The 13,613-nt window shown below is 70.2% G+C and carries 10 protein-coding genes and 4 pseudogenes; 6 read left to right on the plus strand and 8 right to left on the minus strand.

The window, feature by feature from the left end; all coding sequences use genetic code 11:
• Positions 1-29 precede the first annotated feature (29 nt).
• The 4 genes and pseudogenes from IE265_RS39340 to tal all read right to left on the minus strand — a co-directional run.
• A complete protein-coding gene (locus IE265_RS39340) occupies positions 30-563 on the minus strand; it encodes a hypothetical protein (RefSeq protein ID WP_373302991.1) in 534 nt (177 codons plus the stop codon).
• Positions 461-1,126: a DUF2243 domain-containing protein gene (locus IE265_RS38485; RefSeq protein WP_229916334.1), complete on the minus strand. Its 666-nt coding sequence runs from the start codon at positions 1,124-1,126 to the stop codon at positions 461-463. Before IE265_RS38485 ends, IE265_RS39340 begins: the two co-directional genes overlap by 103 nt.
• A gap of 97 nt (positions 1,127-1,223) precedes the next feature.
• Positions 1,224-3,440, minus strand: a complete 2,217-nt coding sequence (gene tkt, locus IE265_RS20685; protein WP_190037121.1) for a transketolase — start codon at positions 3,438-3,440, stop codon at positions 1,224-1,226.
• A 699-nt stretch (positions 3,441-4,139) separates the two neighbouring features.
• Positions 4,140-5,252: pseudogene (gene tal / locus IE265_RS38490) on the minus strand (transaldolase); the annotation flags it as partial.
• A 409-nt stretch (positions 5,253-5,661) separates the two neighbouring features.
• Between tal and IE265_RS20695 the strand changes: the two are divergent.
• Entirely contained in the window at positions 5,662-6,006 is a 345-nt protein-coding gene (locus IE265_RS20695; protein WP_190037157.1) for a hypothetical protein, read from the plus strand.
• Between the two features lie 582 nt (positions 6,007-6,588).
• On the opposite strand, the pseudogene IE265_RS38495 reads toward IE265_RS20695, so the two are convergent.
• The 3 genes and pseudogenes from IE265_RS38495 to IE265_RS20705 form a co-directional block, all read right to left on the minus strand.
• Positions 6,589-6,837: pseudogene (locus tag IE265_RS38495) on the minus strand (hypothetical protein); the annotation flags it as partial.
• A gap of 194 nt (positions 6,838-7,031) precedes the next feature.
• On the minus strand, positions 7,032-7,514 hold the full coding sequence (locus IE265_RS20700) for a pentapeptide repeat-containing protein (RefSeq protein WP_190037122.1): 483 nt from the start codon (positions 7,512-7,514) through the stop codon (positions 7,032-7,034).
• A 366-nt stretch (positions 7,515-7,880) separates the two neighbouring features.
• Positions 7,881-8,501, minus strand: coding sequence for a TetR/AcrR family transcriptional regulator (locus IE265_RS20705; protein WP_190037123.1), 621 nt, complete (start codon positions 8,499-8,501; stop codon positions 7,881-7,883).
• Positions 8,502-8,625: 124 nt separating this feature from the next.
• Here IE265_RS20705 and IE265_RS20710 point away from each other — a divergent pair, with 124 nt between their 5' ends.
• The 5 genes and pseudogenes from IE265_RS20710 to IE265_RS20730 all read left to right on the plus strand — a co-directional run.
• Complete coding sequence (locus tag IE265_RS20710; protein WP_190037124.1) at positions 8,626-9,573, plus strand: NADP-dependent oxidoreductase; 948 nt, start codon at positions 8,626-8,628, stop codon at positions 9,571-9,573.
• Positions 9,574-9,690: 117 nt separating this feature from the next.
• On the plus strand, positions 9,691-10,623 hold the full coding sequence (locus tag IE265_RS20715; protein ID WP_190037125.1) for an NmrA family NAD(P)-binding protein: 933 nt from the start codon (positions 9,691-9,693) through the stop codon (positions 10,621-10,623).
• Positions 10,624-11,364: 741 nt separating this feature from the next.
• The gene (locus IE265_RS20720; RefSeq protein WP_190037126.1) at positions 11,365-11,943 is read left to right on the plus strand and encodes a tellurite resistance TerB family protein; all 579 of its coding nucleotides are present in this window, start codon (positions 11,365-11,367) and stop codon (positions 11,941-11,943) included.
• A gap of 158 nt (positions 11,944-12,101) precedes the next feature.
• Positions 12,102-12,512, plus strand: a pseudogene (locus IE265_RS20725) (helix-turn-helix domain-containing protein); the annotation flags it as partial.
• An 8-nt stretch (positions 12,513-12,520) separates the two neighbouring features.
• Positions 12,521-12,768 (plus strand): annotated as a pseudogene (locus tag IE265_RS20730) (AraC family transcriptional regulator); the annotation flags it as partial.
• A gap of 147 nt (positions 12,769-12,915) precedes the next feature.
• On the opposite strand, the gene IE265_RS20735 reads toward IE265_RS20730, so the two are convergent.
• Complete coding sequence (locus tag IE265_RS20735) at positions 12,916-13,359, minus strand: peptidoglycan-binding domain-containing protein (protein ID WP_229916336.1); 444 nt, start codon at positions 13,357-13,359, stop codon at positions 12,916-12,918.
• Positions 13,360-13,613: the final 254 nt, after the last annotated feature.

Here is a 13,613-nt window from a genome sequence, read left to right on the forward strand (position 1 = left end):
ACGCCTGCCGCAACGGTCTTCAAGCCGGATCACGGGCCAACCAGGTAAGAGAGCCGGCCCGCGCGAAGCTGCCACGACTGACCACAGCGGTGGCAACGAGTGACGGGGAGCGCCGGCCGTCGTTGAGCCGGACGCGTACCTCCACCCTTCCTGTGGGATACGCGCACGCCTGCCCTCGGAGTCCGCGCGGATACCCGGGTGCACGCTGCCGCGTCCCAACCCAGCCGGGCGCACCGACCGTCACCTGTAGGCCCGACCACACGCCCAACCACCACCGTGCCGAACCCCGACCACAGGGCCGACCACGGCAGGCCACAGCAGAAAGGCGCCCTGGGGCCGGCGGCGCGTTGCGGGTCGGACGCGTTCAAGGGTGCGATGCCGCTCTGTTCGCCTCCTCCCCACCAGCACATCGGGCACACCGCCAGCCCTCGATGCCCGGTCGGTGCGGCCATGCCGGTGATCAGGTGCTGGGCCATGTGGCCGGTGAACGTGCTGCCCGGCATGGGCGCCAGCGCGGCCGCCGCCAGGCCGGCCCCGCCAGCGGCGAAGTAGACGCCCCGGATAGCGGGCCAGACATCGCCGCGCCGGAGCAGCCGCTCGGCGGCCAGGAGGTACAGGCCGACCGTGAGCAGGGCCGCCGCGGCGGCGACCACGCTGGCAGTGCCGGGATGTGCCCGGCGGGCATGGGCATCGGCGCCATCAGCGCGGCCCTGGCACCGCCGACGGGTCGGCAGCCGCAGCCGCTGAGCGCTGGAGCGCACCACGAGGGCGCCGATGGCCCGAAGATGACCGCGATGATGTTCCAGGTCCAGTCGTAGCCGAGCAGGCCCGGCCTGGTCAGCGCTTCGCGACGGCGCAGGTCGGCCACGAGGGCCAGGCCGATGGCCACGGCGAACCAGCCGAAGGCGTGGAAGATGCCGTCGGAGACGAGGCCCACGGACGAGGTGGATTTGTCGTAGAAATGGTGCCTGTGCAGGAGTTGGTGGAACACGGTCTCGTCGATGAAGGCGGCGATGCCCACCCCGGTGAGGACTCCTGACCAGACGGTGCGCTGGAGACGGGGTTCCCCGCAGTGCGGGGGCGGTGGCCATGGCTCATCCGTGCTGCGGATGTTCCAGACGGCCACAGCGTGAGCCGTAGCCCGATCAACGAGATCTTGTGCCGGCTTGCCGCCCAGTCGCCTGCCTGGATGCCGCCGCCCCGCAACCGGTCGACCGCGAGGACTAGGGACGGTCGCCGGTGCCGCCGCTGGTGGGAGTGGAGGTCTGATGATGGCCGCCGGGCCGCGGCGCTCGCTGGGTGTCGGCGATGCTGTCGCGGGCGGCCGCTGCGACCGCTTCGGGGGTGATGCCGAACTCGGTGTAGAGGCGCTGATAGTCGGCGGAGGCGCCGTAGTGCTCCAGGCTGATGATGCGTCCGGCGTCGCCGACCACGTCGCGCCAGCCCTGCCCGATGGCGGCCTCGACACTGACCCGGGCCCGCACCTGCGGCGGCAGGACGCGGTCCTGGTAGTCCAGGGGCTGGGTGGCGAACCATTCCCGGCAGGGCATCGACACGACCCGTACCGCCAGGCCGTCGGCGGCCAGCAGGGTACGGGCGTCCAGGGCGATCTGTACCTCGGAGCCGGTGGCGACCAGGATCACCTCGGGCTCCGTGCCGCCGGCCGGGTCCGCGAGGATATATCCGCCGCGGGCCGCTCCTTCGGCGGGGGAGTACTCGCCGTTGCCGCGGTCGAGGACCGGCAGGTTCTGCCGGGAAAGGATCAGCCCGGCAGGACGGTCGCCGTGCTCCAGGATGGCCCGCCAGCAGGCGGTGGTCTCGTTGGCGTCGGCAGGGCGCACCACGTCCAGGCCCGGGATGGCGCGCAGCGCGGCCAGGTGTTCGACGGGTTGGTGGGTGGGGCCGTCCTCGCCCAGTCCGATCGAGTCGTGGGTCCAGATGTAGGTAGCGGGAAGTTGCATCAGCGCGGCCAGCCGCACGGCGGGGCGCATGTAGTCGGAGAAGGTCAAGAACGTGCCACCGTAGGGCCGGGTCAGGCTCTGCAGGGCGATGCCGTTGAGGATCGCGCCCATGGCGTGCTCGCGGATGCAGAAGTGCAGGGTCCGCCCATACGGGCCACCCTTCCAGTCCTTGGTCTGCCGGTCCGTCGGCACGAAGGACGGCTCGCCGTCCATGGTCGTGTTGTTGCTGCCGGCCAGATCGGCCGAACCGCCCCACAGCTCCGGCAGGAACGGCGCCAGCGCACTCAGGACCTTGCCAGAGGCCGCCCGGGTGGCCATGCCCTTGGAGTCGGCGGGGAATACCGGCAGCGCGTCGGTCCAGCCCTCAGGCAGCCGCTGGTCCTGGAGGCGGTCGAGCAACGCGGCGCGCTCGGGGTTCGCGGTCCGCCAGGCCGCGAACCTCTCTTCCCACTCGGCGTGCGCCTGCCGCCCGCGGTCGCGGACCTCACGGGTGTGGGCTAGGACCTGGTCCTCGACGGTGAATTGCCCGGCCGGGTCGAAGCCCAGCAGTTGCTTGGTGGCGGCGATCTCGTCCTCGCCCAGCGCGGAGCCGTGGGCCTTGCCGGTGTTCTGCTTGGTGGGGGCCGGCCAGCCGATCAGGGTCCGCAGCATGATTAGCGAGGGGCGACCGGTCTCCGCACGGGCGGCCTTGGTCGCGGCGAGCAGGGCGTCGACATCCTCGACGTACGTGCCGGTGCTGGTCCAGTCGACGGTTTGCACGTGCCAGCCGTAGGCGGCGAAGCGGGCGGGGACGTCTTCGCTGAAGGCGACGTCGGTGTCGTCCTCGATCGAGATGTGGTTGGAGTCGTAGAAGACGGTGAGGTCGCCCAGTTCCTGGTGGCCGGCCAGCGAGGCGGCCTCGGCGCTGACGCCCTCCATCAGGTCGCCGTCGGAGGCGATGACGTAGACGTGGTGGTCGAAGGGGCTGGTGCCCGCCTCGGCGTCAGGGTCGAGCAGACCGCGTTCGCGCCGTGCCGCCATCGCCATGCCGACCGCGCTGGCCAGGCCCTGGCCCAGTGGGCCGGTGGTGATCTCCACCCCGCCGGTGTGGTGGTGTTCCGGGTGCCCGGGAGTGGCCGAGCCCCAGGTCCGGTACGCCTCCAGGTCGGACAGCTCCAGGCCGTAGCCGGCCAGGTACAGCTGGATGTACAGGGTCAGGCTGGAGTGCCCGCAGGACAGCACGAACCGGTCCCGGCCCAGCCACTGGTCATCGGCCGGGTCGTGCCGCATGACGTTCTGGAACAGCAGGTACGCCAGCGGTGCCAGACTCATCGCCGTCCCCGGGTGGCCGTTGCCGACCTTCTGCACCGCGTCGGCCGCCAGCAGCCGCACGGTGTCCACCGCCCGCACATCGACTGCGTCCCAGCCGGCCTGCCCCGCCACCGGGAGCGCCAGGGACTTGTCGCGTCGTACGGTGCCGCCGGACTGTTCGCTCGGCATGCCGTGCTCCTTCATCAAGCAGGTGAGTGGAAGGCAGCACAGTGCCCGTACCAAAGGATTCGGGTGTGCCGCCGTCCGCGTGAGGTGCGTCGTCTCGTGGGTCGCAACAATCCGCCACCCGCCATGGGGCAGGCGAGGGGATCGTCGCCGGAGCGATCAGCTGGCGGGCGCACTCTGGGGGTCGAGCGCGCGGGTGGCTGCTGCGGCCCGCAGCTCTTCCAGGGCCGTGCTCTGCTGCTCGGCGCGTTCCAGCAGGGTGTCCAGGTTCGTGGCGTCCAGGCGCCGGTCGGTGTCGGCCAGGGCGCGCAGGGTGCGCCAGCACGCTGCCTTGCCCTGGACTCCCAGCAGCATCGCCTCGGCTTCCAGGACGTCGCTGAGCGGGGAGCGGGAGAAGAGGTGGCCGTTGGTCTTCAGGCGGCCGGCCTTCTCGGCCACCCAGCCCAGGGCGGCCTTGGTGCGGTCGACGGACACGTCCAGGTCGGTCATGATCTGCGCCAGGGCGTCACGGTCCTCCTCCACCTGGCGGGCCAGGTCCGTCAGGACCGCTTCTTGTTCGTCGCCCTTCTTGGCTCCGGCGGCGCGCCGGAAGAGCTCCAGGCCGCCGGTCGCGCCGGTGTGGTGGTCGTTGAGGTAGATCGCCAGCAGGCCGGCACTGCCTGAACCGCCGTCTGCGGCCCCGGTCGCCGTCCCGGTGCCGGAGCGCATTTCCTCGCTCACCGAGGCTCCGAGCTCCGCCCAGCTGGCTTCGAACTTCTCCAGTCCCTCGCGCTCCAGGACCTCGGTCACGTCGGCGAAGTCGACGCCGGCGTCCTGAAGCAACGCAAGGTGGGCTTCGGCGGCGGCGTAGTCCCCGGCGGCCGGCGTGTGGGCGGGCAGGGTGCCGTGGTCGGCGAACGCGGTCAGCGTGGTGCCCGGCATGGTGTTGACCGTACCCGCGATGACCAGGTCGCTGACGTACATCGTGTCCGGGTAGTCCGGGTTCTTCACTCCGGTGGACGCCCACAGTGGTCGCTGGACGTTGGCTCCGGCTGCGGCCAGGCGCTGCCAGCGCGCTTCGGCGACCACCTGCTCGTACGCCCGGTAGGCCAGCCGGGCGTTGGCGACCGCGGCCTTGCCCTTGAGTTCCTTCGCGTGCGAGCTGTTCAAGGTGTCGAGGCGGCGGTCGACCTCGGTGTCGACGCGGGAGACGAAGAACGAGGCCACCGAGTGGATGCCCGACAGGTCGAGCCCCGCCTCCAGGGCCTGCTCGAGACCGGTCTGGTAGGCGTCCATCACCTTCCGGTACCGGTCCAGGGAGAAGATCAGTGTGACGTTGACGCTGATGCCCCGGGCGATGGTGGCGGTGATCGCGGCCAGTCCCTCACTGGTCGCCGGGATCTTCACGAACAGGTTCGGCTCGGCGACCGTCTCCCAGAGTTTGACTGCCTGCGTGGCCGTGGCCCCGGCGTCGCGGGCCAGTCGCGGGTCAACCTCGATCGAGACCCGTCCGTCCACCCCGCCGCTGCTGCGGTAGACCTCACGGAAGGCCCGGCAGCCCTCGCGCACGTCGTCGGTGGTCAGCGCGAAGACCGCGTCGTCGACCTGGGCACCCTGCGCGCCGAGACGGGCCAGCTGGTCGTTGTAGCGGTCGCCCTTGGACAGCGCCGAGGCGAAGATCGTGGGGTTGGTGGTGACCCCGACCACGTGCTTGCCGACGATCAGCTCCTTCAGCTCCCCGCCGGCCAGCAACTCACGGGACAGGTCGTCCAGCCACACCGACACCCCCGCGGCGGACAGCTCGGCGAGCGGATCGGACGAAGCGGATACAGACACGCGAAACCTCCAGGTGGAGCGGTGCCGCCCAGGCACACGGCTGTGCGTTCTGAAGACGATGCCTGCCCGCGGAGCGGACTCATGGCAGCGGCACCCGCTACCTTCCGTGTCTCCGTTTTCACCCGCCTCACTCACCGAAGGCCTCGCGGCATGGCCCGGGCCATGCGGCAGAACGCCGACGGCCAGGTCACCGGCCTGCTCGCATCGGCGCCCCTCACGCATGGCAATGGTGTGCATCCGTTTCCGTTTCATTGTCAGACGCGGCGGCCCGGAGCACAGTCGGCAAGGGAAGGGAACTGCATCCAGACCATTTTGGGGACCGCATGTGGGAGCTCGTAGACGAGCTGCACGAGATCGAGAAGCAGCAGTACGACCTGGGGCTGCGGCATGCCGCAGTCATGCTGCGCTGGTGCTGGCGTCGGGCGGGGTGAAGGAGGCCGCGGCCCTGCTGCGGTTGGACCCCAAGACAGTCCGGGCCCGGGAGCGGGCCACCGACCTGGCCCTGGTGCCCTACCGGGGGGGGAACAACACCGACAAGGTGGGCCCCGACGGACGCGTCTACGGCGAGACCGGTGAGGAGGACAGTTCGGCTGCGCAACGCGACGCGGACCGCATGTGGTTCACCATCGCCCAGGACAAGAGGCCCCTGCTGGGCAACCGTGCTGGACGCGCCCTGTACGACGGGCCACGAGCGCAGACGACCCTGGAACGCTGGCATCAGATCCACGACCTGCTCGAGAAGGGCGCCGGCTGAGCGCTCCCGGGAGCCGGAAGGGCCGGAGACGCGGAGTTCCGCGGCTCGGGCTGGGTGACGGGCGTGGGTTCCGCCGTCGGCGGGTCGGGCTGGAAGGTGGCGCTGACGACCTGTACCGCGCCAGCGGCCGTCGCAGTGTCGGCAACCGCAGGGGGACCGGTACGGCCCGACCACACGCCAACCACCGCTGTGCCGAACCCTGACCACAGGGCCGACCACGGCAGGCCACAGCAGGCCACAGCAGGCCACAGCAGGCCACAGCAGGGATGGCGCCCTGGGGCCGGCGGCGCGTTGCACGTCGGACGCGTTCAAGGGTGCGACGGTGACGCTGCTCTGTTCGCCTCCTCGCCCGGGTGTGGCCATCCAGTCCACCACGAGGCGCGGGCCAGGTTAGATCCGATGTGTCCGTGCCGGGCGGAGCCGGCACGGACCCCTCCGCGTATCCCCCGCCCGGTGCCGCTCGTTGTACCGGGTGAAGTACGCCAGGCTCCCCCGCCTTGCGTACAGACGTGGGGCCCGAACCCCGCCCGGTCCCGGGCCCCACACTCCACCAGCACACCGCCGGCCCTCGGTGTCCGGGCAGGGCGTGTCTGAAGACCAGTGGAAACGCGAACGGTCACCGCCCTGCTCCGGCTCGTAGAGTGCGCGGCCGCCAGCGCCGAACCTGCCCAGCTCCGTCACCAGCGCGGCCCCCTCCGCGATCTCAGCCTCCGTCCAGCCCGTGACGCCGAGCAGCAGCCCGTCCAACGGCCCGCCGACCAGCTGCACGTAGCTGCGCCCCGGCTGGGGTTCCTACCGCGGGTCGTCGTAGTCCGTGCCGTAGACCCGCATTCTCAGACTCGTCTTCGCCCAGGCTGCTCACTGCATCGGGCACAACTCGACGTACGACCTCAGTAGGTGAAGGCGTCGCCGTCGCGCCGACTGCGGCTGCGCCCTACGGAATCCCGGCTGCGCAAGTCGAGTAGAGAGGTTCGCGGGCAGCTTGGCGCTTTCGTATGTTACTAGCGAAATAATCCGACTTGAGATCAGATTGACTGCATTCGACAGGTCAGTCCCACGCAGGTTGGCCCGGTGAACGTCGCCCCGTCCAACTCGGCCTCCGTGAGCATCGCCCCACGCAGGTGAGCCCGGGTGAGGTCGGCCTGTCTGAGTTGGGCGCCGGCGGGGTGGAGTCCGTGGAGGTCGAGTGGCTCCCGGGGATCGACGTGGGTGCGGGTGAGGGCGGCCTGTACGTCCGCTGCCGGTTCGGCGGGAAGCGGCTCGTCAGCAGGGCCGAAATTGGCTTTCGGGGCTCGGTGGCGGATGAAGTGGCCCAAGACGCGAGCGGCGTCGGCCTGTTCGGGGGCGTCCTGAACGATCTGTTTGAGTGCGAGGATGCCGCCGATGCGCACATAGATCTCGCTTGAGCCCAAGCGTTCGAGGGCCTTGGTGAAGGGGTCGGTGATCTGACCACGGCGGGTCAGGCGGTAGGTGCGGGCGGTGTAGAGCAGGGTGATGCCGGCGCCCAATGCGGCGGCGAACGCGACAATGGCGGTCCGCAGGCCGGTGACGAGGGAGGGCCGCCGACCCCTTCTTCAGTTCGGCATCGCCGAGGTGTCCGCCGTCGATGACGTAGGGCCCCTTCCAGATGACCCACGGCAACACGACCAGCAGCAGGGCCGCCCCCAGAGCGATCAGCACGACCACGCCCCAACGCCGGGCACGGTTCTTTCGCCGGACCCATGCCCGGCGCTGCTGCAACGAGCCAACAGGCCACGGCCACAGCCGCCTGCCGCGCTCTCCGATCCGACGCATCATGCGATCAGTCAGCCGACGCCGCGTCGAAGCTGGCGTCACCGCTCACTGACGTGCACGGGCACGACGTGGTCCACGGGTTATCGGAGCAGGGGCATGAGAACGCCGTCGACGATCTGTGCGATGTCCTCGTCACTGATCGGGCGATCGTGGACGACTCCCCAGTGAACGAGGAGGGCGATGGCGGCGGAGACCGCGATCGCGTGTCCGCCCTGTGGGTGGTTAGACAGGTCGCCACGCTGCGCCGCGTGGTCCAGCACGCCGGCGAGTGCCTGGTGCAGGGACTCGACGTAGCGCACTCGGATAAGGCTGCACAGCTCCGGCTCCTGGCGGGCCGTGTCCAGCAGGGCCGAGACCAGGTCGACCCGGGAGGTGTCCTGGCTGCCGATGGCGCTGGCGAGGGTGGCGAGGAGTTCGTCGCGCAGGTGCCCGCTGCCGAGGATGACCGGCATGACGTCGTCGGTGAGTCCGGCGTGGCTGAGGGCTTCTGCGGCGAGTTCGGCGCGCGAGGGCCAGCGTCGGTACACGGTCGCCTTGCCCACCCCGGCCCGTGCCGCGGCCTTGTCCATGGTCATGGCCGGGTAACCGCCCTCGGCGAGCAGCTCCGTCGCCGCGCGCAGGATCAGGGCATCCCGGGCGGGGTCGCGGGGCGGTCCGGAGAGGCCGGAAGGCCGCCGCAGCTGTGCGCCGGGTTGCGGCATGGGGCTCTCCTCGCGAACTGGGACTGATTTGTTTCGAGTATAGCCGGGCTGTTAACGTCGCCGAATACCCGGAACATTTACGTCTCGGGTTGGGGGTGCTTGATTCCGACAGTGAGGTGGCGCAGTGAAGGCCGTAGGTTTCACCGAGTTCGGCGGTAGCGAGGTCATGCGGGTGCTGGAGCTGCCCGAACCGCACGCGGGACCGGGGCAGGTGCGGATCAAGGTGGCCGCGGCCGCCGTCCATCCGGCCGACGTCAACATCCGCACCGGGCTCTCCGCCAAGTACAGCCCGGAGATGAACCCGCCATCGGACGTGTACGTCGTGGGGTGGGAGATCGCCGGGACGATCGACGAGGTCGGGGAGGGAACACGTTCGGAGCTGGCCCTCGGCGCCGAGGTGGTAGCGGTCACGGAGCCGAAGCTGGATCAGGGCGGACAGGCACAGTACGTGGTCGCACCGGTGGAATCGGTGGTCCGCGCACCCGGGGGAGTCGACCTGACGGCGGCCTCGACCCTGCTGATGGCCGCGCTGACCGCACAGATGGGCCTGGACGCGCTGGCCCTGACCCCGGGAGCGACGGTGGCGGTGACCGGTGCCGCCGGCGGGATCGGCGGCTACGCCGTGCAACTGGCCAAGGCGGCCGGGCTGACCGTCATCGCCGACGCAGCGGACAAGGACCGCGACCTCGTCACGAACCTGGGCGCCGATCACGTACTCCCCCGCGGAGACGGGTTCCCGGACGCGGTCCGCCGGCTGCGCCCCGACGGCGCGGACGGAGTCATCGACGGCGGGTCGGTGGGCGAGGCGGCGGCCGCAGCGGTACGCGACGGCGGCGCGATCGCGACCTTCAAGGGATTCACCGGTGCCACCGACCGGGGCGTGCGCTGGTTCCCCGTCTTCGTCTACGACCGCATCCGCGACACAGCCGCGCTGACGCGGCTGCGCGACCTGGCCGTATCCGGCGCCCTCACGCTCCGCGTCGCGGGGACCTACCCGCTCGAACAGGTCACCGAAGCGCACCGGCTCATCGAGGAAGGCGGGGTGCGGGGACGGCCCGTGCTCGTGTTCTGAACCGAGACCCCAGTACCCCGGCCGCGTCAGTCCTGACCGGCTCGGCGATGCCGCGCCGGGGCTGACAGTCCCGTGCCCGGACCCCAGAAAACACGATCAACCGAAAGCAGGCTCACCATGACATCCCACGACAAGGCCAAGGTGCTGGTCACCGGGGCGACCGGAATGCAGGGCGGCGCTGTCGCCCGCGCGCTCCTGCGCGCGGGACACCCCGTCACCGCGTTGGTGCGCAACCCCTCCTCCGATCCCGCCCAGGCCCTGGCCGCACTGGGCGCCGTCCTGGCCACCGGGGACCTAGAGGACGCCGCCTCCCTGGAAGCGGCCGGCGCCGGACACGACGCGGTCTTCTCGGTGCAGCTGGCCAGTGTCGACCTGGCCGATCCCGCCGAGAGCTGTCAGGCCGGCAACATCGTCACCGCGGCCCAGCGAGCCGGCATCACCCAGCTCCTGCACACGTCGGTGTCGGCGACCGGGTGGCGTGCCCAGCACCCGGACTTCGAGATCAACGATCCGGTGATGAAGGAGTACTGGGACCAGAAGGACGCGACCGAGCAAGCGATCCGGCGCTCAGGGCTGCAACGCTGGACCATCTTCAAGCCCGCCTGGTACATGGAGAACTTCCTCCCGCCCCGTCGGGAGTACATGGCCCCCGAGCTGCCTCACGGCAAGCTGGTCACCGCCATGAGCCCGCAGACCGAGCTGGCGCTCATCTGCGCCGACGACCTGGGTGCCGCTGTCGCCGCCGCCGTCGCCGAGCCCGACAGGTTCCACGAGGCCGAGGTCGACCTCGCCGGCGATGCGCCGACCTACCCGCAGATGGCCGACGTCCTCTCCCAGGTCACCGGCCGCGAGATCACCACCGACTTCATCTCCCTGGAAGAGATGACGCAGCGTAACGGCGCATCCGCAGCGTTCGGCGAGCGTTGGAACGACCGTGTCGGCTACCCCGCACGCCCCCACCACGCGGCCGCCTACGGCCTGACCACGACGCCCTTCGCACAGTGGGCAGCGCGGCAGGACTGGAGCACTCTGACTGTTGAACGCAACTGAACCTGGACGAAGTGCCCTGGTGCAGATAGGGGTGAACGTCAGACACTCAAAACCGGTTGACGCTGCGGTGGTCGGCTTCACCAGGCCGCGCTCGCGACCGCGAGCGCTCGTCGTCCAACTGCTTTATGGGCGACAAGCCCTGTCCCAGGGACTGACGGCGTCGCTCGCATCGCAGGCGGCCGGACTGCTCCCGGCCCCCGGACCGGACCGGTTCGGGTCGACGCCGGACGGCGAGCGCTACACCGAGAGCGGGCCGGGGCTCACCGCGGAGTTACTCGCGGGCAGTACGCGCCACCAGGTGGTCACCGTTGCACCCGTCCTCGCAGCCGAATGAGACCTGCACACGACGGTCACCGCCACGTCGGAGAAGAAGAACACCGCCGCGGACCTCACCGCAGAAGCCGCGCAATCCGACGCGGTACGCAGCCGCCCCGGCGCAGCCCCTCGTACGGTCCGCTGGGACACGGCACAGAACTGGTGAGGCGCGCCGGCCGCACCCATCGTCGCCGACGGTCCCTGCCGCGCTGACGGAGCCGGCACGGACCCGCCCGTCCCCATCAACGGCGGACGTCATGGATCAGCCAGCCCGCAGCACTGACGCAAACAGGGGCAGGGCCAGGCATCGACAACATGACGAAACCGCATGCCGTCGGCCACCCGCCTGCCGGTGCGGAGGAACCTTCGCCGGTGGCGGGGCGTTCACGGGAAAGATCACACAGTTCAAGCACAGGGGTGACTTCGATGGCACTGTTCGACCGGCTCAAGGACCAGGCGAAGACCGTGCAGCAGCAGATGCAGGGCCGCCAGGGCGGTGCCCAGCAGGGGAATTCCCCGTACGGCGGCTCGCACGGCACCTCGCCCAGCGGTTCACGCGGGGGCTCGCGCGCGCAGCTGGTGGGCCTGCTCAAGAACCAGCTCGGCTCGATCAAGACCGAGCTGAAGAGCGGTGCCTACCGGGACGCGAGCATGGCGATGTGCGCGCTGGTAGCGGCTGCCGACGGTCAGGTGGACGCGAGCGAGATCCAGCAGATGGAGTCGATGATTCTCGGCAACGAGGTGCTCCAGAACTTCCCGCCGGAGCAGCTGCGCCAGCGGTTCCACAAGCATGTCGACCAGCTCACCCGGAACTTCGCGCAGGGTAAGGCCGAGGCGCTGCAGGACATCGCCAAGGCCGCCAAGAAGCCGACCGAGGCCCGGGCGGTCATCCAGACCGGCATGGTCATCGCCGGCGCGGACGGGCACTTCTCGCAGGCCGAGCAGATGGTGCTCCGGGAGGCATGCGGGGTTCTGGGGCTGTCCCCCGCGGAGTTCCAGCTCTGATCTCGGCGGCCGGCGGAGGTGCTTGCCGGGGGTCGGCTTCCGTGAGCTTCTTCGAGGTTGCCACCGGTCGGGTGATGGGCCGTGCAGCGCAACGAGCGAGGCCCCCGGGCTGTTGATCGAGATGTCTGACGTCTCAATCACGTAGCTCGGAGGCCTCGTTGGTCATCCATCCTGCCGCACTTGACCTGCCGCATGCACTCGTGGAGTGGGTCACCATGCTGATCGTCACCCGTGAGGGCGACAGGCGCCGCAAGCTCGGGCCGTCCCAGCGCGCGATGGTGGCACTGGTGTGCCTGCGCGAACACGTCACTCCGGCGAGGCTCGCCGCCGGGTTCGGGATCAGCGAGTCCACCGCCCACGCCTACACCAGCGCGGTCGTCGACCTGCTCTCCGCCCGTGCACCAGGTCTGCTGAGGACACTGCGCGAGCATGATCCCGACTTCGTCCTGCTCGACGGGACTCTCACCGAGTGCGATCGGGTCGGCGACGGCCGGGCCGACTACTCCCACAAGCACCGGCGTCACGGCGTGAACGTGCAGGCCGTCACCGATCCCGACGGCCGGCTGCTGTGACTCTGATCAGCCTCGGCGACTGGATCCGCTCCCACCGGCCGGCGGAGTGCCGACGAGAGCTGGCCGGACCAGGCGGGCGTTCGCGGACCATCGCCGGAAGCGCCGGAGCCGGGGCTTCACGGATCCCACCTACCTCAGCAAGGTGTTCAAGCAGGCGTACGGCATCTCTCCCCGCAACTGGCGGGAGCGCCACAACTCCGCGCCGTCAAGGCGCGAGGTTCGCCGCGGCGCCCGCACGGCGGGGCCATCCTGACGGTGGCGCTCCCGCTCGTACCGCTCGCAACGTGATCGGCCGGTGCGTGCGTGAGCGCCAAAGGGGTGCACGGCGGCGTCGTGCACCCCGATGCCTCTGTGGTCATGAACCGCGGGTGCTACCCACCTCAAGCGGGCTGCGCCGCCCTCACAGATCACGCCGGATGTCGCCGTGGCGCTGGCACGTGACCTTGCCGGTGGCATCGCTGTACATCGGCCACTTCATGAAGGTGCGGGTCGCCGGACCGTACTCGCCGTCGACCGTCACGCCCGCCAGGGTCTGCGCCCGCCTCAGCGCGGCCTCCGTCCTGTCGCCGAAGGCGCCGTCCACGGTGAGGCCCGCGGAATAGCACCTGTTCAACGCCCGCTGCAACACCTCGACACCACTCAACGGGTAGGCGAGGGTGCCGTCACCGTTCGTCAGGTAGCAATGGATGCCGATGCTGTACCCGACCTCCGCCGGCAGCATCACCTTGAGGTCGCTGTTCCCGACTCGCTCGTGCAGCCAACGTCCCTGACAGTGCACGTAATTGCCGTGGGCCGCCGCGGCCGGCGCCATGGTAACGGCGCCCCCGAGCAAGCCGGCGAGCACAAGCCCCATGGTGAGAAGGCCGGATGGACGGGTTCGTACGCGAAATCTCACGCTTCCCTCAATTCGAGTAGGTGTACCTGACGAGACCGATGGTCAGGCTCAGGCCGTCCGCCTGTACGAAGGCTTGTCCGGCCACCGCAAACGTGGGTGCCCGGTGCCACGCCTGGATCGGTTTCCTGTGCTGCCGCTCCTCCACTGGCCTCGCTCATCGACCTTAGGCTCATCGCGCGCTTCGGACTTGGTCGTCCGTGCGG

Origin of the sequence: Streptomyces fructofermentans (assembly GCF_014651055.1) — a bacterium.
Classification (GTDB): Bacteria; Actinomycetota; Actinomycetes; order Streptomycetales; family Streptomycetaceae; genus Streptomyces; species Streptomyces fructofermentans.